This window comes from Gordonia alkanivorans (assembly GCF_004011905.1).
Classification (GTDB): Bacteria; Actinomycetota; Actinomycetes; order Mycobacteriales; family Mycobacteriaceae; genus Gordonia; species Gordonia alkanivorans.
Genome location: NZ_CP027114.1, coordinates 2,440,078 through 2,459,085 on the forward strand (window position 1 = coordinate 2,440,078; position 19,008 = coordinate 2,459,085).

The window sequence follows — 19,008 nt, forward strand, 5'->3', positions numbered from 1 at the left end:
TCACGCGGCCTAATGGATCAGTGCTCATCCATACCGTCACAGGGGCACGACATCCCAGAAGCGTTCTACGAGGCGATCCCGCCCGGCCGGGCCACGGTCTTCGTGTAGAAATCCACCAACCGTTTTCAGGGCCAGCCAGTGGTCACCGACCGGGCAGGCTCACACGACCAGCATCCCCTCCACCACGGAGAAAGATCACCGATCCACCCCCATTAGGGCCGGTGAGGTCGACGCACCAGGCCTTCGTGGCTCGTCGCTTGCGCTCCTCGCACCTCAGGCAGCAGGGGGCGGCGCCCGAGCGGAGCGGAGACGCCGCGTGTCGAGGTCAGCTCGCCAAGGCCGCGCGGATCAGTTCCGGGATGTCGGCGTCGGCATCCAGGGGCAGGTCATCGATGGGCCACCACTGCAGGTCCACGGACTCCTCGCTGCGTGCGAACTGCGGCAGGCCACCGTCGGCGGTCGGGCCGGCGACCACCCGGTAGCGCACGTCGAGATGCCGGGTCGGCACGCCGAGCGAGCAGGTGATCGGGTGGGTGTGCAGGTGGACGATGCCACCGCCGGCGCCGATCTGGTCGAGATCGAGCCCGGGGATGCCGGATTCCTCGCGGGCCTCTCGCAAGGCGGCGTCGGCCAGGGTCTCGTCGGACGGTTCGCAGTGTCCGCCGAGCTGAATCCACTTGCCGACGCGCGGATGCAGGGTCAGCAGGACATGGCTGCGATCGGCGTCGAAGACGATGGCCGACCCGGTGACATGTCCTGCCGCACAGGCCCGCAGGCACGCGTCCGGGGCAGCGGCCAGGAACGCGAGGTAGGCATGCCGGAGGCTGTCCTGTCCCGAGTCGGGCGCCTGCCAGGCGGTCAATGCCTCGACAGCAGAGGCGTGCAGGGATTCCGCGCTCACAGTTCGATCACCCACTCGTCGGTCGGCGCCGCGTCGCGCAGCGGGGCAGCTTCGAGCGGGTGTCCGATGGCGACCGCGCCCAACGGCTCCCACGACGCGTCCACTTCGAGGACACGACGTACCGTAGGTGCGGCGAAGATCGTCGAGCCGACCCAGCAGCTGCCGATCTCGCGGACCGACAGCGCGATCAGCAGGCTCGCCACGGCACCGCCGGCGGCCACCGTGAACATGGTGTGCTCGGCCGCATTCCGACGCTCGTCGGGGTACTCGTGCACGCCGTCGGGTACCAGGAACGGGATCACCAGTTCCGGTGCGTCATAGAGGATCTGCCCGCGGCGGAGTCGCTTCTCGATCGATTCGGGTGTCTTGGAATCGGATTCGAGGTCGGCGCGCCATTCGGCGGTCATCGCGTCGAGCAGCGCACGACGCCGCTGCTCCGAGCGCACCCACACGAACCGCACCGGATGGGTGTGGTGCGGCGCGGGCGCGGTGAGGGCCTCACCCAGGGCGGTGCGGATCAGTTCCGGGTCGACCGGCCGGGTATCGAAGGCGCGTACGGACCGTCGGGTGCGGATGGCCTCCCGACGACCCAGGGCGATGGCCTCCTCGGTGCCGAGCCGGAACAGGTCCTCGTCGGCGGGCCGGATCAGATCGGCGGCGGTCGAACCGTCGTCGACGGGCGCGAACCCACGCACGACGGCCACCGGCACGGCGGCGAGCTTGCCCTTGACCAGATCTGCGGCCGCGGACAGTTCGTCGGCGACCGCGATGTCGGTCACCACCAACGGGTTCCCGTAGTCGTCGGTGCCACCGTCGTAGGGGTGGGTGACGGCGATGCCCGCCGACCCGATCGCGACATCGGTCTGTCCGGTGCGCCAGGCGCGGCCCATCGTGTCGGTGATGATCACCGCGACCTCGAGTCCGGCACGCTCGGCGATGGCGGCCCGCAGTCGTCTCGCGCTGCCGTCGGGATCCTCGGGGAGCAGGGCCAACTGGTCGGAGCGCACATTGGAACCGTCGATCCCGGCCGCGGCCTGGACCAGACCCAGACGGTTCTCGGTGATCAGCGTGCGGTTCTTGCGGGCGAGCACACGCACCGACTCGGCCTCGACGAGCCTGCGTCGCAGCGCATCACGTTCGTCGGGATCGGCCGGTGCATCCACCATGCGGCCCTCGGCCTTGGAGATGATCTTGCTGGTCACGACCAGTACATCACCGGATTCCAACCACGGTGCGGCGGCGAGGATCTCGGCGGCGACGTCGGATTCGGCGGTGAACTCGGGGAGCCCGGTGACGGGTCGGATCTCCAGGCCGTCCGGGGCGCGGTGATCGGCGAGGTCGCTCACTCGGTGCCCACGTTCTGTTCCGGCATGGCCACGTCGACGAGTGCGCAGGCAGCTCGGATCATCTGTGCGGTCGCCTGCGGGTCGGTCATCAGCAGCGGTGCGGAGCCGATGGCGATGCCGTCGACCTGTGCCCGGTCGCCCTCGGCGATCAGCCAGCCGTCGAGGATGCCGTTGCCGCTGCGGGCGCCGTAGTGGGCGGCGACCGCCTCGGCCGACGACTCGACACCGATCACCGACAGGCATTCGTCGGCCATGCCGCGCAGCGGCCGGTTGTCGATGATCGGCGAGACACCGACCACCGGGGCCTTGGTGGTGCGCAACGCGCTGCGCATCCCGGGAACGCTCACGATCGCACCGATGCTCACCACCGGATTCGACGGTGCGAGCAGGATGACGTCGGCGTCGGCGATCGCGTCGAGGACCCCGGGTGCCGGGGTGGTGTCGTCCGAACCGACCTGCGCGAAGCCGAAGGTCGGGATCCGGGCGCGGTGGCGCACCCACCATTCCTGGAAGTGGATCGCGACGCGCTCGCCCTCGTCGCCGTCCGGCTTGGCGATCACCACATGCGTCTCGTGCCGGTCGTCGGTCACCGGCAGCAGGCGCACGCCCGGATTCCATCGGCGGGACAGTGCAGCGGTCACATCGGACAACCTGTACCCGGCGTCGAGCATCTGCGTACGGATCAGATGGGTGGCGAGATCGCGGTCGCCGAGGCCGAACCAGTCCGGGTCGGCGCCGTAGGCGGCGAGTTCCTCTTTCGCGTGCCAGGTTTCACCGCGCCGGCCCCAGCCGCGTTCCGGGTCGATGCCGCCGCCGAGGGTGTACATGCACGTGTCGAGGTCGGGGCAGATGCGCACTCCATGCATCCACGCGTCGTCGCCGACGTTCACGATCGCGGTGAGCTGATGTTCGCCGAGACCGAGCGTGGGGTCGTCGGGATGCGGCGGGAACGGGGTGGCACCGAGCAGTTCGCGCAGTCCGAGGAGGAAACGCGCGCCCCCCACGCCGCCGACGAGTACGGTCACCTTCACAGCAGGTACTCCTTCACACCGCCACTCTAGTGGTCGGCCGTGAGGCCCCGTACGCCGCTGTCGCACCCGTCCTGCGGGTGGGGAGGAGGGCTCGCCGAGTGTGATCTTCACTTCGCCTTCGAGCCGTCGTCGTGTCGAGTCACAGATTTGACGGCAGGCGATGGTAAAGGGAATTCTTCGATTCAACTTGACCGGGACCGCCCTCGGCGTGTCTAATCACATCAGTGTCATTCCGAGTTTGAGATCGAGAACATTCGAGGTCGAGAACCACTGGCCTCCAAGGGATTCGATCATATGTTCGAACGCGGACAGAGGGGCGGTGCCGGCAGAGAAGGGCCGTCGCTCGGGCGCTGTGTACAACGGATGTAGAGAGTCACTGCACCCCGAGTACAAGTGGTGTGGCAGCAGTGGTGGGTACGGCAGCACGTCGTGTTCGCAAAGGACAGTCAACGACCAACATCCCGAGCTAGGAGGCGCCGACGATGGCTTTTGACAATCCGATCGGCAATCCGCTTGAACCGCATATTCGCCCGCAATTCATCGCAGAGTCGCACGTGATGACATCCACCCCGGATATCGGCGCCACAGAGTTTCGCACCCTTGGGCCCGTTGACGATTCGATGATCGGTGGCACCGCGCGTGCGGCCGCAATCGAATCCGTCGCCGACGCAACCGTTCTCGTCGAATCCGACGCAGACGATGCCGCCGGCCGTCGTCATCTGGCCTTGGTGCCCAACGACTTCGACGACCTGTTCGATTCCGTCGAAGAGCAGTGGCAGGACCGCGCATTGTGTGCGCAGACCGACCCGGAGGCGTTCTTCCCCGAAAAGGGTGGATCGACACGTGAGGCCAAGCGCATCTGCCAGGGCTGCGAAGTCAAGGCGGAGTGCCTGGAGTACGCGCTGCACAACGACGAACGCTTCGGGATCTGGGGCGGGCTGTCGGAACGTGAGCGCCGTCGTCTCAAGCGCGGCATCATCTGAGGAGGTCGCCGGAACGGCGACGTCCGAACAATCGAATTCCCCAGCGAGAGCTGGACGCTCGACGCTGCGTCGTCGGACGCGATCATCGACCGCGGATCACTCAGGTCCGCGGTCGATCGTGTCTTCGTCGACGCCCAGGTGAGTGGCGACCTGCTGGACGAGGACCTCGTGCACGAGCTCGAGCAGGTCCGTGCCCTTCTTGGCCCGCGACTCCAGCGGCCGGCGGAACAGGATGATCTGCGCCCGTGTCGGCACCCCGTGGACGTCCATGCCCGCGGGGATCAATCGTGCGAGCGGCACCGCGCCGTCGGCGGTCACCTCGTCTGGCCACTCGACGGTCTCGGGATCGCGGGGGAGCAGTCGCGGGATCTCGTCGACGGCGATGTCGAGTCCGGCCAACTGATCGTGCCACTGCGCGTCGATCTCGGCGAAGGCCTCGAGCGCGACGGCGTCGAACTCGTCGGAGCGGGTGTTGTAGGCGGGGACGTTCTGCGGCAGCAGCGGGGAGCGCAGGCCGCGTCCTCGCCGATCTCGGTACCGTCCGACCCGGCGTCGGCCACGACGGATTCCCAGCTGGCCGAATGAGCCGCGCGGCGTCGGCTTCGGGTGGATGCGCATGGCGCGAGTCTATGAGGTCGCGGTGGCCGATGTCGCCCCCGCCCGCCCCCGTTCTGAGCGTGTCGAGTCTGTGGTTGCGGACAGTGCGGGCTAATCTCGTCACGTGAAGCTTCCCCGTCTGTGCTGCCGACCCGGCTGCGCCCGATCCGCGGTGGCTACCCTGACCTTCGTCTACGCCGAATCGACCGCGGTGATCGGTCCGCTGGCGACCTCGGAGGAGCCGCATTCCTGGGATCTGTGCGATGACCACGCTCGCCGGATCACCGTGCCGCGGGGATGGGAGATGCTGCGCAGTGAGCGGGGATTCTCGGTACCGGCCGAGGACCATGAGCTGACCGCCCTCGCCGAGGCCGTTCGCGAGGCCGGCGCCGTCGCCGGTGGAGGACGCCCGGGCTTCGTCGATCGCGGCTCCCTCGGCCGTGGCTCGGACCGGACGCCGGCCGATTCCCTCGATGCGTTCGACTCACGGTCGCTGGACGAGGCGCGCGCGGCCGATGCCGCGTACGAGGCCGCACTCGCCGACCGTCGCAGCGGTCGCCATCGCGCCGGACCCGTCGATTCGCCGTCTCAGCCGTCGGCCACCGCGGGTGTGCCCCGCCACCAGACGCGGCCCCGGCCGGGTCGCCGCGGTCATCTGCGGGTTCTCCCGGACCCGGTCGACTGACCGGAGACCACCACGCGGGGGGCGTGGAACCCGTTGTCGCCGTCGGGGGCCGCGAATCGTCGGAGTTCGGGGCCGGCCTCCCGTCCCACCTCGCTGCGGGTACCGAACGAGTGACTGTGTCGCGTACCCGGGCGTGTGTCCGCGCGGCTGGCTACGCTGGTCCCATGCGCACCGGTACTCCCGACCTCGATGATGCCGAGGAGTTGTTCTCCGCGGACGTCGACGGACTGTTGCGGGCCGTCGCGCTCGCCGGGGCGCAGGTTCGGGCAACTGCCGAGGCCGTCCGCGAGGGCGTGCTGGCGCCGCTCGCGGATCTACGGCCACGCAGCGTCGTGATCGTCCACGGTTCCAGCGAGGTCTCGCACCGTGCGGCCGAGCTGGGGGTCGCCACCCTCGCGGCACGCGTCGACGTCCCGGTCGTGACGGGCCCCGTCCTGCCGGGGTGGGTCGGTCCGCTGGACGTGGTGATCGTGGCCGGTGAGGACGCGGGCGACATGGCACTGGCCGATGCCGCCGCGCGTGCGCTGCGTCGTCGGGCCGAGGTGGTCGTAGCCGCACCCATCGCCGGGCCCCTTCAGGATGCGCTGGGCGGCAACGGGATCGATCTCTCCCCCCGGTTCGACGTCGAGCCGCGCTTCCGGTTCGTCGGATTCGTCGCCGCGCTGCTCGCGGTATTCGGTGGTCTCACCCAGGTCCGTGTGACCGGCCCGGTGCCCGCACTCGACGACCTGGCCGATGCGCTCGACGCCGAGGCCTCGGGCTCGCATCCCTCGCGGGAGACCTTCCACAACCGGGCCAAGTCACTGGCCGTGCGCGTGCAGGGGCGTCCTTCCGTCTGGACATCGGATTCACCGGCGGGTTCGGTGCTGGCCGTGCATGCCGTGTCGAGCATTCTCGCCTTCGCCGGGATCGTCGGCGCCGTCGCCGAACTCGGGGACGTGGCGCGGATGTCCCGGCTCCGGGAATCGCGACCGGGCGCTGCTCCGGCCGCCGACTCGATCTTCTACGACCCGGAGTTCGACGGTCCGGCGCAGGAGCCCGCTCCGCGCATCATGATCATGTCGACCGCCCGGCGTGAGTGGTACACCCGGCAGCGGGTGATGGGACTCGGCGACGTCGACCTGGTGGTCGGTGCCGACGAGGCAGAGGCGGTGCCGCAGACCGGCGGGCAACCGTCGGACGGCCGGCGGCCGGTGCCGGGCGAGGACCCGGTGGCCGACGGCCCGGGCGACCTCCTCGATTTCCTGGTCGTCGCCTTGCGGGTCGAGATGTCGGCGGTGTATCTCCGCCTGATTGGGAACACGGTGCAATGAGGATTCTCGACGGAGTGGTGCGCCCCTACGCATGGGGCTCACGAACAGCTATCGCGTCGATTCAGGGGAGGCCTGTCCCGTCGGCGCATCCGGAAGCCGAGTTGTGGTTCGGCTCGCATCCGGCGGGCTCGGCGCGGTGCGTCGACCCCTCCGGCCCGGAGCAGCACCTCGTCGAGGTGATCGACGCCGATCCGGTGGCGACGCTCGGTGCGGCGAGCGCGGCCGAGTTCGGGAACCGACTGCCGTTCCTGCTCAAGATCCTCGCCGCCGAGGAAGCGCTGTCGCTGCAGGCGCATCCGTCCGCGGACCAGGCGCGCGAGGGTTTCGAGCGGGAGAACGCCCGCGGCCTCGCCCTCGACGCCCGTGACCGCAACTATCGCGACCCGTGGCACAAGCCGGAGCTGATCGTCGCCACCACGCCCTTCGACGCGCTGGCCGGCTTCCGCGATCCACACAAGACCGTCGCCCTGCTACGCGAACTGCAGGTCAGCGAACTCGACCACTACCTGGGAATGCTTGCCGGACAACCCGATTCCGAGGGTCTGCGGGCGGTGTTCACCACCTGGCTGACGCTGCCGGAGTCGTCGATCCGGCAGCTCGTGCCCGCGGTCCTGCACGGCGCGATCGAGGTGCTGAGCGCGGGACGCACGGAGTTCTCCGCCGAACTGCGCACGGTGTGCGAGCTCGGTGAGGACTACCCGAACGATCCTGGTGTGCTCGCCTCGCTGCTGCTCAACCACGTGCATCTCGAGCCGGGGCAGGGTCTGTATCTGCCCGCGGGCAACCTGCACGCCTACCTGCGTGGCACCGGGGTGGAGATCATGGCCAACTCCGACAACGTGTTGCGCGGCGGCCTCACACCCAAGCACATCGACGTGCCGGAGTTGTTGCGCGTCCTCGACTTCACACCGGTCGACGCCGCCCAGATGGCGCCGCCGGTGCGCATGATCGGCGCCGAACGCGTCTACCTCACGCCGGCGCCGGAGTTCCGGCTGTCGCGGATCGAGTTGGACGGCACCGGGTTGCATTACTCGTCGTCGATCTGTTTCGACATGCCCGGACCGCAGATCCTCGCCGTGCTCAGCGGCGCGGTCGAGGTGCGTCCCGGGGACGGCGCACCGCTGACCGTGAAATCAGGCCACGCCCTGTGGATCACCGACGACGACCCGGACGTGATCGTGCGGGCGGCCTCGGCGCGGGCGGTCTTCTACCGTGCGCTCGTGCCGGTTGCGGTGTCGGCAACCGAAGGTGTGTCGGCGTCTGCGACGGCCGCGGCGACCGCCACCGAGTGACAACCGCGGCGATACCTGCCCGAGCCGCTCACGAGATCCGTTCGCGCTCACCGTCAACGGGTGAGCGGCGACCGACAAAGTGAGCAAAATTGCGACGCCGCAGAGTGAGGTCCCGCTACCGCCGGACCGGCACGGCGGGTTCGGGATAGCCGCCGATCAATTTCCATTCGTCCGGCGTCGCGACCATCGTCACGAGCATCGGCTGCCCGCCGGTGTCGAGTGAGAGGTCCTGTGGCGCACGCGGATTCTGGGTCAGGGCAACAGTGTGGCCGCCGGTCGGGTCGTCGACGCCGGGAGCGGACACGATCATCCGCGTCGTATCCGGTTGCGGCGACGGGGGAGTGACGCCGTCGACGATGACGAGCGCGGGCCCCGGACGGGCCGGTGTGCGGTCGCCGGCCAGTGACAGGGCACTCGGGTCCGCGACGGCGGTGACCAGGGGGGCCCATCGGTGCGGGCGGTCGGTGTGGACGCGAACCGAGGCACCGACCGCCACGGCGCGCAGCGCGATCTGTGCGACGACGTGGATACCGGCGGCGACCGACACGGTGGCGATGCCGGGACCGACCAGTCGGGTGGCGACGGCGCGGCCCGTGTGGTCGGCACCGATGAGCTGACCGCATCCACCGGCCGGGAGGCGAACCGAGCCGATCAAGGCCTGGGCGGCCTCGCCGGTGAGCGTCGGCAGGTTCCGTTCGAGACGGGTGGGCGTCGCGATGGGGAGGCTGACGGCGAGGGCCTCGAACTGGCGCCCGTCGAGCGGCTGCAGACCAGCCGGCCACGACGGCACCGACCGTCGCGCATCGGGGAACTCGTTGAACCGCACGAACGCGGAGACCTCGACCCCGGGCCGTCCGTTGCGGTGGCGGCGGTCGGCGGCGACATGCCGGAGCCGGACGGTGAGGGTGGTGGAGACTGCCGGGTTGACCCAGACGTCGCGGACCACGGCGGGCAGTGCTTCCGGTTCCACTGCGGCGCTGCGGATGCGGAGCCCGGAGACCCCGACCGATTCCCACTCCTCGGCCAGCGAGTCGATGCCGGCGCCCTCGGTCAGTTGGGTCGTGACCGACGTGATCTGCCCGGCGGACAGGATGGTGGTGGTCAGTCCGTGTTCGGCGAGGCGTTTGGCCACACGGCGGGTGGTGACCGTCGCGGTGCGCAGGGCTCCGGTCGCGCCGCCGCCGCGTCGTGCCACGGCGTCGGGACACTCGAGCGGATCGAGTCGCAGCACGACGAACACCGAACGCTGAGCGGTCGCCGAAAGGGGTCCGAGGGTGCGGTCGTAGGTGGCCGGTGCAACACCCGAACCCCACACGCGCACACCGTGACTGATGACCTCGATCGAGCTGAGTGCGATGTCGTACCGGTCGATGCACTCAGCGAGGACGTCGAGCGGAACCAGTTGCCCGTTCTGGTCGCCGAGGGTGCTGTTGCCCGGTGTCAGGTAGGTGACCGCGGGGCCGCCCGGGTCCACCCGAACCACGGTGACCAGGGTGTCGCCGACCCAGCGGGCGCCGATGGTCGTGGGTGACGACGACCGGCGGGCCGACGGACGGGTGGAGGGGCCGGCCAGCGGGACGTCGAAAGGGGCCGGGTCGAGGTCGGCGTCGCTCCGGCGCATCCGCGACCAGGAGAACGACATCCGCACGGCGAGCCGGCCGAACAGTGACTGCCGACCGCCGACGCTCACCAGCCCGGACGCGATCACCATCGCCACGATCAGGGCCGACAGCCCCCACACGCTGCCGGACAACGCCCATACGACGAGACCGAGGGCCAGGATCACCTCGATCACCACGAGTGTGCGCAGCCCCGTCGCACGCGTGTTCCGATCCACGATCCCCCCTCGATCCCGGTGCCGCGCCCGATGCGGCATCGCCCGTCGGTGTCTCCACAGGCGGCGAAGCCCCACACGTGAGGGGCGCATGTGTCGGTTAGGCTACTACCGCGCGGCAGGGGGTACGCCGCAGGAGATCACAACCGATCCACACCGAAGCCCGTTCGCGGGCGCGTGAGATCGGCGCGGACAGGGGGAGTCGTGGCACGTCAGCTGACGACCAAGGCTCAGGTCAACGGCTACCGTTTCCTGATCAAGCGGCTCGAGCACGCGCTCGTTCGCCGCGACGTGCGGATGCTGCACGACCCGATGCGGTCTCAGCTGCAGGCACTGGTGGTCGGAACCGTCCTCGGCCTGCTCGTCCTCGGTGGCTGCGGTGTGTACGGCCTCGTCCGGCCACAGGGGTCGGTCGGGGACGCCACCATCATCGTCAGCAAGAACAGCGGCAGCACCTACGTTCTCGTCGAGGACACCCTGCACCCGGTGCTCAATCTCGCCTCGGCCCGACTGATCACCGGGAGTTCCGAGAAGCCGACCTCGGTGGCCGACACCAAACTCGAGCCCTACGCGCGCGGCCCGCTGCTGGGTATCCCGGGCGCGCCTGCGTCCCTGCCGGGTTCGGCGCACAAGAGCACCTCGATGTGGGCGGTGTGCGATTCGTCGACGGTCTCGTCGGACTCGGCGAGCGAGTCGATCCGACAGACGGTCATCGCCGACACGCCCGTGCTGGGGTCGTCGACCGTCGAGACCGCCCGTCCGGAAGACGCGTTGCTGGTCCGTACCGGCGACAAGACCTTCCTGATATATCAGCTGTTCCGCGAGGGGAGGTGGAGCCCGGTCCGGGCGGAGGTCGACACCGACAGTGCGCCGGTCATGCGTGCCCTCGGCCTCGACGACGTCACACCGCGCGGGATGACCCCCGGACTCCTCAACAGCTTCCCGCTCGTCGAACCGCTGGAGGTGCCCACCGTCCCCGGTGCGGGGCAGCCGGGCGCAGTCGGCTCGACGACCGTGGGTTCGGTCGTGAAGTCGGTCGACGTCGACGACGACACCACCTATCACGTCGTGCTCCGTGACGGTGTCCAGGAGATAAGTGCCCCGGCCGCGGAGATCCTGCGTCTTGCCGACCGCGACGGCGCCGCACCCGTCAGGACGGTGGCGCCCGGCGAGCTCGCCACCCTGAAGGTGGTGGAGGAGTTGCCGATCGGCGACTTCCCACAGGTCAACCCGACGATACTCGGCCTCGCCACCGATCCGACCCTGTGCCGCAGCTGGTCCCGCGGCACCGACGAACCGCGGGCCGAGACCGCCCTGCTGGCCGGTCGCGCGCTTCCGCTGGAATCCGGTGCCCGGCCGGTACGTCTGACATCGGCCGACGGTGCCGGGCCCGGTCTCGACGAGGTCTATCTGCCGCCGGGGTCGGGGGAGTACTTACAGGTGACCGGCAACGAGGCCGACAGCGCCCGCACCGAATCGCTGTTCTACGTAAACGATTCGGGTGTGCGCTTCGGCATCCCGGACCTCGAGACGGGCGGCACCCTCGGGCTCGGCGACTCGCCTTCGCGTGCACCGTGGTCGGTGGTGTCCCTGCTCGCACCTGGTCCGACGCTTTCCGCCGAGGCCGCGCTGGTCGCGCACGACGGACTCAGAACTGCCGGGATCGACCGGGACGGTGAGTAATCCGGGTCGGCCCCGTCTCAGGACGTGAGCGGGCCGCCGACGATGTTGCCGACGATCCCGCGGATGATGTTGGTGCCGTCCTCGCCGCGCAGTTCGTCGTACCAGGCGGCCGTCTTCTCCGGGTCCTTGCCGTGGGTCACGTCGCAGCGCTTGCGGGCGCGCAGCACGAGGTCGCCGGCACGCTCGGTGCGCGCGGACTGATAGGCGGCCAACGCGGCGAGCGGGTCGTCGGGATGATCGCGGAACGCGAACTGCAGGGCGACCGCGTCCTCCATCGCCAAACAGCCGCCCTGCCCGATGTCGGGGGTGGTGTTGTGCGCGGCATCGCCGAGCACGGCGACGCGTCCCTTGACCCAGGTGTCGAACGGGTCGAGGTCCAGGATCTCGACCCGATTGGTCGTCGTGGGATCGAGCGTGCCGATGAGGGTCTGGACTCCGGGTGCCCAGTCGGCGAACTCCTCGGCCAGCACCTCGCGTGCAGTGCCACGTTCGAACGGGACGCCCGCGGGCATGGGGACGTCGAAGAAGAAGTAGAAACGGTTGCCCGCCACCGGCATCACCGACACACGACGCGAATCACCCACGTAGGTGGTCCATTCGGTGGCCGGACCGATGTTCTCGTCGACCTCGACGAGTCCGTTGAAGTTCACGTATCCGGCGTAGCGGCGCTGGACCGGGCCGCCGAGCACGTACTCGCGGGTCAGTGACTTCGCCCCGTCGGCACCGATCACGATGTCGGCGGAATCGGTGGTGCCGTCGGCGAATTCGACGGTCGCACGTTCCGCGCCGTCGTGTACGGCCACCATCTTCTTGCCGAAGTGGATGTCGTCGTACCCGTAGGCGTTCATCAGCATCAGCTGAAGCTCGGCCCGGGCCATCGGGTAGGGGCGCTGGCCCACCTCGTCGATGAGCGGCTGCATGCTGAAGCGGCACATGGTGTCACCGGTGAAACCGTCGACATAACTCATCGAGTCGAGTATGCCGCCGAGTTCGGCGGCCTCTCTCTCCAGGCCGAGGTGGTTGAGGCATTTGACGCCGTTGGACCACACCGAGATCGCCGCACCCACCGGCTTGTTCTCGGAGACCTGCTCGTAGACCTCGACGTGGACACCGAGTTGCCTGAGGGCGATGGCCGCCGACATGCCGCCCATACCCGCGCCGACGATCACTGCCTTCACACTCACCACCGCTCTCTCGAGATCACCTGCCGGCGACTGGTGCTGCCGGCCCGACACCAGGCTAGGGCGCGACCGACGGCGGCGCGCCCCGAAGGCACGGTCGTGACGATGCTGCCCGACCGGGCGGGAGTCAGCGTGAACCGCGGGAGGTCGCGAGCACGGTGACCATGTCCTGCCACTGCGTGGTGATGGTCTCGAGATCGAGGCCGACCTCGACCATCAGGTACCGGACCGATCCGGCGGCCAGCGGAGCCTGCACGGCCAGCGACATGAAGTCGAGATCGTCGGCGAATCCCAACTGCCGCAGCAGGATCTGAACGTGTTGAGTCGACGCGCGGCCCACCGGGTGGGTCATGAAGTCGTCGGTGGCCGCTCCCGCCTCGAGCAGGATGTCGAGGTGGTCGCAGGTCAGTTTGAGCCGGGCGCGGCCGTAGGCCAGCAACCGGTCGAGCGGCGGCGCACCGGGGCCCAGTGGCTCGGGTCCGGAGAGGTAGGCCTGCTGCATCTCCGATTCGGAGTGGTCGAGGAGTGCGAGCATCAGCCCGGTGCGGTTGCCGAAGCGCCGGAACACCGTGCCCTTGCCCACGCCGGCCTCACGAGCGACCGCCTCCATGGTCACCGCGGCAGCACCGTGGTGATCGATCAGGTTCTTGGCGGCAGCCAGCAACAGACGCCGGTTGCGTGCGGCGTCGGCACGTTCGGTCCCCGAGGTGTTGAAGGAAATCTGGAGCGGGGAGTGGTCTGGCCCGTTCGGCACGTGATGAGGGTAACTCTTCACCCCGATCGGGAATCAATCGGACCCGGGTCCGGTTGCTGGCTTCGTATCCACCGCCCTCAGCGGGCCGGTGCCCTCGTCGAAAGGAATGACATGTCGGATCGAGTCGTCGAACTGGTAGCGCTCGTCGGAAGCCTTCGTGCTGCATCCATCAACCGGCAGCTGGCCCAGGTCGCTGCCGACAACGCTCCCGCCGGAGTTCACATCACCGTCGTCGACCATCTCGGTTCGCTGCCGTTCTACAGCGAAGACGTCGATGTCGAGGGCGCCCTCGACGCCGGTGTGATCGCCCTGCGTGAGGCCGTCGCCAAGGCGGACGGCGTGCTCATCGCCACCCCCGAGTACAACGGCACCATCCCCGCCGCGTTGAAGAACGCCATCGACTGGCTCTCGCGCCCGTACGGCAACGGGGCCCTCAACGGCAAGCCCGTCGCCGTCCTGTCCGCCGCGCTCGGCCAGTACGGCGGCCAGTGGACCCGCGAGGACACCCGTAAGTCGGTCGGCATCGCCGGCGGCCGCGCGATCGAGGACGCCGACCTCGGTCTGCAGATCCCCGCGCTCCCCGAGGGCGGCCTGACCGATCCCGCGATCGTGGAGAAGGTCGTCGCCTCGGTCTCCCGCATCGTCGACGAGGTCGCCGTCAGCGCCTGATCTGTCTTCCGTTTTCCTCGACGCCGCGCCGGGTACATGCCCGGCGCGGCGTCGTCTGTCCGGGTGCACAGGAAGAGGGGTGGCGACCCGGGCCTTGTGGACTGGCGGTGCACATGTTGTGGAGGACCGTTGGACAACCTGTGAGCGACACGCCGGACGCGACCGTGACACGCCGGAATTTATGATCCTGCACCCGTCCGACCTGCATGTCTTCCACCAATGTTATTCACAACCCCTTGTGGTGACCAGAAATGTCAGCCACTAGGTGTAGTGTTTGCCCTACCAGTCAGGCGGACAAGAGGAAGCGGATGTACTCCTCCGGAAACGCCAGGAAGCCGGTGACCCAGATCACCATCTTCACACTGGGAAACTGCACGTCACTGGCGATTCCAACGACCCGAGGAGAACCACTCGATGTCTTCCATCACCGTCTACACGAAGCCGGCATGTGTCCAGTGCAACGCCACCTACAAGGCCCTGGACAAGCAGGGTCTGTCCTACGAGATCGTCGACATCAGCCAGGACCCGGAAGCCCGCGACTACGTGATGGCGCTGGGTTACCTGCAGGCCCCGGTCGTCGTCGCCGGCGACGAGCACTGGTCGGGCTTCCGCCCCGACCGCATCAAGGCGCTCGCCACCGCTGCTGCCTGATCTCCCGCCGTCTGCCGTCACCATCGACCCCGCCGCGGGTGTGATCCGAAGGGGAAGCCGGATCCGCCGCGTCGGGATGTGACAGCAGAGATGAGTGTGGCCATCGGCCCGGATGCGGGAAATGGTCACGACGGTTCCGGCGTTGGAACCAGCAGGCGTCCCGACATCGGGCGCAACGAACAAACGCCATCACAATCGGTCACCGTCACCAGGGTTGGAGGGAGACATGTCGGCCACCTCGCCGTTGATCGTCTACTTCTCCTCGGTCTCCGAGAACACCCACCGGTTCGTCGAGAAGCTGGACATGCGTTCTGTGCGCATCCCGCTGACCGGCGCAGTCGGCGAATTCGGTGTCGACGAGCCCTACGTGCTGATCTGCCCGACCTACGGGGGAGGCAAGGCGACGGGTCAACCCGGCGGCTTCGTCCCCAAGCAGGTCATCCGCTTTCTCAACGACGAACACAACCGATCCCTGATCAGGGGGGTGATCGCGGCGGGAAACACGAACTTCGGTGAGGAGTTCTGCTACGCCGGCGACATCATCTCGCGTAAATGTCGCGTGCCCTACCTGTACCGATTCGAACTGATGGGCACCACCGACGACGTCGACCGCGTCCGCGCGGGACTGGCCGACTTCGCCCAGAGCCCGGCGTTCGCAACCGGTGTGTCGCTGCACGCCACACCAGCCTGACGCCCCGCCGAGCGCGTCACCACCGGACTGTCACACCCCGCCCATACGCTGCCCATGAGGCACTTGGTAAGCCCCCACTATCCGCAGGAGTCATCTGTCGTGTCGCCCACCGCCGCCGCCGTCTCGGACACCTCTTCAGCAAGCAAGTCGGGCGTGCATGCCGGCCCGTCGGGTCATGAACCCGGCGAGCTCGACTTCCATGCGCTCAACGCGATGCTCAACCTGTACGACGCCGACGGCAAGATCCAGTTCGACAAGGATCGCGAGGCCGCGCGCCAGTACTTCCTGCAGCACGTCAACCAGAACACCGTGTTCTTCCACGACCTCGACGAAAAGCTCGACTACCTCGTCGAGGAGAACTACTACGAGCCCGAGGTCCTCGACAAGTACGATCGCGAATTCGTGAAGGGCCTGTTCAAGCACGCCTACGACAAGAAGTTCCGCTTCCCGACGTTCCTCGGCGCGTTCAAGTACTACACGAGCTACACGCTCAAGACCTTCGACGGCAAGCGCTACCTCGAGCGCTTCGAGGACCGCGTCTGCATGGTGGCGTTGACGCTGGCCGACGGCGACACCGCCCTGGCCCGCAACCTGGTCGACGAGATCATCTCCGGCCGCTTCCAGCCCGCAACCCCGACCTTCCTCAACTCGGGCAAGAAGCAGCGCGGCGAGCCCGTCTCGTGCTTCCTGCTCCGCATCGAGGACAACATGGAGTCGATCGGCCGCTCGATCAACTCGGCGCTGCAGCTGTCGAAGCGCGGCGGCGGAGTTGCGTTGCTGCTCTCCAACATTCGCGAGCACGGCGCGCCGATCAAGAAGATCGAGAACCAGAGCTCGGGCGTCATCCCGATCATGAAGCTGCTCGAGGACTCCTTCTCGTACGCCAACCAGCTCGGTGCGCGTCAGGGCGCGGGCGCGGTGTACCTGCACGCCCACCACCCCGACATCTACCGCTTCCTCGACACCAAGCGCGAGAACGCGGACGAGAAGATCCGCATCAAGACGCTGTCGCTCGGCGTGGTCATCCCGGACATCACGTTCCAGCTGGCCAAGAACAACGACGACATGTACCTGTTCAGCCCGTACGACGTCGAACGCGTCTACGGCGTGCCGTTCGCCGACATCAACGTCACCGACCGCTACCACGAGATGGTCGAGGATCGTCGTATCCGCAAGACCAAGATCAAGGCGCGCGAGTTCTTCCAGACCCTCGCCGAGCTGCAGTTCGAGTCGGGCTACCCGTACATCATGTTCGAGGACACGGTGAACCGGTCGAACCCGATCGACGGCAAGATCACCCACTCCAACCTGTGCTCGGAGATCCTGCAGGTCTCGACGGCGTCGACCTTCAACGACGACCTGTCCTACTCCCAGGTGGGCAAGGACATCTCGTGCAACCTCGGGTCGTTGAACATCGCCAAGACGATGGACTCACCCGACATCGGCCAGACCATCGAGACCGCCATCCGCGGACTCACCGCGGTGAGCGACCAGACCTCGATCACCTCGGTGCCGTCGATCGAGCACGGCAACAACAACTCTCACGCCATCGGCCTCGGCCAGATGAACCTCCACGGCTACCTGGCCCGCGAGCGGATCTTCTACGGCAGCGACGAGGGCATCGACTTCACGAACATCTACTTCTACACGGTGCTCTTCCACGCACTCCGCGCGTCGAACCGCATCGCCCGCGAGCGCGGTCGGGCGTTCACCGGTTTCGAGAAGTCGAAATACGCGTCGGGTGAATTCTTCGACAAGTACACCGCCAAGGTGTGGGAGCCGGAGACCCAGAAGGTCCGGGACATCTTCGGGCAGGCCGGGATTCACATCCCGACCCAGGACGACTGGCGTGAGCTGAAGGAAGCCGTGCAGCGCGACGGCATCTACAACCAGAACCTGCAGGCCGTCCCGCCGACCGGTTCGATCAGCTACATCAACCACTCGACCAGCTCGATCCACCCGGTCGCGGCGAAGATCGAGATCCGCAAGGAAGGCAAGATCGGTCGCGTCTACTACCCGGCGCCGTACATGACGAACGACAACCTGGAGTACTACCAGGATGCGTACGAGATCGGGTACGAGAAGATCATCGACACCTACGCCGCGGCGACCCAGCACGTCGACCAGGGCCTGAGCCTGACGCTGTTCTTCAAGGACACCGCCACCACGCGCGACGTCAACAAGGCGCAGATCTACGCATGGCGCAAGGGCATCAAGACGCTGTACTACATCCGTCTGCGCCAGATCGCGCTCGAGGGGACCGAGGTGGAGGGTTGCGTTTCGTGCATGTTGTGATCCTTTGCCACACAATGCCTTTCAGTAGCTTTGGCCCCCACTCGACCAGTTAGACGAGGAACCGTCACATGACCTCCACCGAAAGCCACAGCCCCGCCGACGGCGCACCCATCAAGCTGGTCAGCCGGGTCTCGGCGATCAACTGGAACCGCGTCCCCGACGAGAAGGACGCCGAGGTGTGGGATCGCCTCACCGGCAACTTCTGGCTGCCGGAGAAGGTGCCGGTGTCCAACGACATCCCGTCGTGGGGCACGCTGACCGAATACGAGAAGCAGCTCACCATGCGGGTCTTCACCGGCCTGACGCTCCTCGACACCATTCAGGGCACCGTCGGCGCGGTGTCGCTGATCCCGGATGCCACCACTCCGCACGAGGAGGCGGTGCTCACCAACATCGCGTTCATGGAGTCAGTGCACGCCAAGTCCTACAGCTCGATCTTCTCGACCCTGTGCTCCACCAAGGAGATCGACGAGGCCTTCCGCTGGTCGGAGGAGAACGAGCAGCTGCAACGCAAGGCCCGCATCGTCATGGACTACTACCGCGGCGAGGATCCGCTCAAGCGCAAGGTCGCCTCGACGCTGCTCGAGTCGTTCCTGTTCTACTCGGGCTTCTACCTGCCGATGTACTGGTCGAGCCGCGCCAAGCTCACCAACACCGCCGACCTGATCCGCCTCATCATCCGCGACGAGGCCGTCCACGGTTACTACATCGGCTACAAGTACCAGCGCGGCCTCGAGACGCAGACGCCGGAACGTCGCCAGGAACTCAAGGACTACACCTTCGAGTTGCTGTTCGAGCTGTACGACAACGAGAGCGACTACACCGAGACGCTCTACGACGAGGTCGGGCTCACCGAGGACGTCAAGAAGTTCCTGCGCTACAACGCCAACAAGGCGCTGATGAACCTCGGCTACGAGGCGATGTTCCCGAAGGACGAGACCGACGTGAACCCGGCGATCCTGTCTGCCCTGTCGCCGAACGCCGACGAGAACCACGACTTCTTCTCGGGGTCGGGCAGCTCGTACGTCATCGGCAAGGCCGTCAACACCGAAGACGAGGACTGGGACTTCTAGTCCCGCACCGTTTTATAGCCCGAAGCCGC

17 protein-coding genes are annotated in these 19,008 nt (G+C 67.7%); 10 read left to right on the top strand and 7 right to left on the bottom strand.

What is annotated here, in order from left to right:
- Positions 1–325 precede the first annotated feature (325 nt).
- From C5O27_RS10980 to cofD, 3 genes are read right to left on the bottom strand one after another with little or no spacing between them, the layout of a single operon-like run.
- On the bottom strand, positions 326–901 hold the full coding sequence (locus tag C5O27_RS10980; RefSeq protein ID WP_127962709.1) for an NUDIX hydrolase: 576 nt from the start codon (positions 899–901) through the stop codon (positions 326–328).
- Positions 898–2,247: a coenzyme F420-0:L-glutamate ligase gene (locus tag C5O27_RS10985; RefSeq protein WP_006359449.1), complete on the bottom strand. Its 1,350-nt coding sequence runs from the start codon at positions 2,245–2,247 to the stop codon at positions 898–900. The genes C5O27_RS10980 and C5O27_RS10985 overlap by 4 nt, the downstream gene beginning before the upstream one ends.
- On the bottom strand, positions 2,244–3,278 hold the full coding sequence (cofD, locus tag C5O27_RS10990; RefSeq protein WP_006359448.1) for a 2-phospho-L-lactate transferase: 1,035 nt from the start codon (positions 3,276–3,278) through the stop codon (positions 2,244–2,246). Before cofD ends, C5O27_RS10985 begins: the two co-directional genes overlap by 4 nt.
- Before the next feature lie 719 nt (positions 3,279–3,997).
- On the opposite strand from cofD, the gene C5O27_RS22845 reads away from it, so the two are divergent.
- The gene (locus C5O27_RS22845) at positions 3,998–4,261 is read left to right on the top strand and encodes a WhiB family transcriptional regulator (protein WP_187346529.1); all 264 of its coding nucleotides are present in this window, start codon (positions 3,998–4,000) and stop codon (positions 4,259–4,261) included.
- Positions 4,262–4,357: 96 nt separating this feature from the next.
- On the opposite strand, the gene C5O27_RS11000 is transcribed toward C5O27_RS22845, so the two are convergent.
- Positions 4,358–4,879: a metallopeptidase family protein gene (locus C5O27_RS11000; RefSeq protein ID WP_127962710.1), complete on the bottom strand. Its 522-nt coding sequence runs from the start codon at positions 4,877–4,879 to the stop codon at positions 4,358–4,360.
- A 103-nt stretch (positions 4,880–4,982) separates the two neighbouring features.
- Here C5O27_RS11000 and C5O27_RS11005 point away from each other — a divergent pair, with 103 nt between their 5' ends.
- From C5O27_RS11005 to manA, 3 genes are all read left to right on the top strand, one after another.
- Positions 4,983–5,543 (top strand): DUF3499 domain-containing protein, encoded by a 561-nt coding sequence (locus tag C5O27_RS11005; protein ID WP_196813019.1) that lies wholly within the window; start codon positions 4,983–4,985, stop codon positions 5,541–5,543.
- A 164-nt stretch (positions 5,544–5,707) separates the two neighbouring features.
- Positions 5,708–6,856 carry a hypothetical protein gene (locus C5O27_RS11010; RefSeq protein WP_006359444.1) on the top strand — a complete coding sequence of 383 codons (1,149 nt, stop codon included), beginning with the start codon at positions 5,708–5,710 and terminating at the stop codon, positions 6,854–6,856.
- Positions 6,853–8,148 (top strand): mannose-6-phosphate isomerase, class I, encoded by a 1,296-nt coding sequence (manA, locus tag C5O27_RS11015; protein ID WP_127962711.1) that lies wholly within the window; start codon positions 6,853–6,855, stop codon positions 8,146–8,148. Before C5O27_RS11010 ends, manA begins: the two co-directional genes overlap by 4 nt.
- 115 nt (positions 8,149–8,263) lie before the next feature.
- Here the strand turns inward: manA and eccE are convergent, their stop codons facing one another.
- The gene (gene eccE, locus C5O27_RS11020; RefSeq protein ID WP_127962712.1) at positions 8,264–9,985 is read right to left on the bottom strand and encodes a type VII secretion protein EccE; all 1,722 of its coding nucleotides are present in this window, start codon (positions 9,983–9,985) and stop codon (positions 8,264–8,266) included.
- Positions 9,986–10,186: 201 nt separating this feature from the next.
- Here eccE and eccB point away from each other — a divergent pair, with 201 nt between their 5' ends.
- Positions 10,187–11,665 carry a type VII secretion protein EccB gene (gene eccB, locus C5O27_RS11025; protein WP_127962713.1) on the top strand — a complete coding sequence of 493 codons (1,479 nt, stop codon included), beginning with the start codon at positions 10,187–10,189 and terminating at the stop codon, positions 11,663–11,665.
- A gap of 17 nt (positions 11,666–11,682) precedes the next feature.
- On the opposite strand, the gene hpxO is transcribed toward eccB, so the two are convergent.
- Together hpxO and C5O27_RS11035 are read right to left on the bottom strand one after the other, a co-directional pair.
- Positions 11,683–12,843, bottom strand: coding sequence for an FAD-dependent urate hydroxylase HpxO (gene hpxO / locus C5O27_RS11030; RefSeq protein WP_127963822.1), 1,161 nt, complete (start codon positions 12,841–12,843; stop codon positions 11,683–11,685).
- Positions 12,844–12,973: 130 nt separating this feature from the next.
- Positions 12,974–13,600, bottom strand: a complete 627-nt coding sequence (locus C5O27_RS11035; protein WP_035751209.1) for a TetR/AcrR family transcriptional regulator — start codon at positions 13,598–13,600, stop codon at positions 12,974–12,976.
- Between the two features lie 111 nt (positions 13,601–13,711).
- Between C5O27_RS11035 and C5O27_RS11040 the strand changes: the two genes are divergently transcribed.
- From C5O27_RS11040 to nrdF, 5 genes are all read left to right on the top strand, one after another.
- Positions 13,712–14,269 carry an NAD(P)H-dependent oxidoreductase gene (locus C5O27_RS11040; protein WP_127962714.1) on the top strand — a complete coding sequence of 186 codons (558 nt, stop codon included), beginning with the start codon at positions 13,712–13,714 and terminating at the stop codon, positions 14,267–14,269.
- Between the two features lie 414 nt (positions 14,270–14,683).
- The gene (locus tag C5O27_RS11045; protein ID WP_005198719.1) at positions 14,684–14,920 is read left to right on the top strand and encodes a redoxin NrdH; all 237 of its coding nucleotides are present in this window, start codon (positions 14,684–14,686) and stop codon (positions 14,918–14,920) included.
- Between the two features lie 226 nt (positions 14,921–15,146).
- Positions 15,147–15,611: a class Ib ribonucleoside-diphosphate reductase assembly flavoprotein NrdI gene (gene nrdI / locus C5O27_RS11050; protein WP_127962715.1), complete on the top strand. Its 465-nt coding sequence runs from the start codon at positions 15,147–15,149 to the stop codon at positions 15,609–15,611.
- A gap of 99 nt (positions 15,612–15,710) precedes the next feature.
- Positions 15,711–17,906, top strand: coding sequence for a class 1b ribonucleoside-diphosphate reductase subunit alpha (gene nrdE, locus C5O27_RS11055; RefSeq protein WP_006359436.1), 2,196 nt, complete (start codon positions 15,711–15,713; stop codon positions 17,904–17,906).
- A 68-nt stretch (positions 17,907–17,974) separates the two neighbouring features.
- Complete coding sequence (gene nrdF, locus C5O27_RS11060) at positions 17,975–18,979, top strand: class 1b ribonucleoside-diphosphate reductase subunit beta (protein ID WP_006359435.1); 1,005 nt, start codon at positions 17,975–17,977, stop codon at positions 18,977–18,979.
- Positions 18,980–19,008 lie beyond the last annotated feature (29 nt).

Bases quoted from the DNA above. Each gene is read 5' to 3' on its own strand.
- C5O27_RS11000 (WP_127962710.1), bottom strand. From the start codon at position 4,879: ATGCGCATCCACCCGAAGCCGACGCCGCGCGGCTCATTCGGCCAGCTG.
- C5O27_RS11010 (WP_006359444.1), top strand. From the start codon at position 5,708: ATGCGCACCGGTACTCCCGACCTCGATGATGCCGAGGAGTTGTTCTCC.
- manA (WP_127962711.1), top strand. From the start codon at position 6,853: ATGAGGATTCTCGACGGAGTGGTGCGCCCCTACGCATGGGGCTCACGA.
- C5O27_RS11040 (WP_127962714.1), top strand. From the start codon at position 13,712: ATGTCGGATCGAGTCGTCGAACTGGTAGCGCTCGTCGGAAGCCTTCGT.
- C5O27_RS11045 (WP_005198719.1), top strand. From the start codon at position 14,684: ATGTCTTCCATCACCGTCTACACGAAGCCGGCATGTGTCCAGTGCAAC.
- nrdI (WP_127962715.1), top strand. From the start codon at position 15,147: ATGTCGGCCACCTCGCCGTTGATCGTCTACTTCTCCTCGGTCTCCGAG.
- nrdF (WP_006359435.1), top strand. From the start codon at position 17,975: ATGACCTCCACCGAAAGCCACAGCCCCGCCGACGGCGCACCCATCAAG.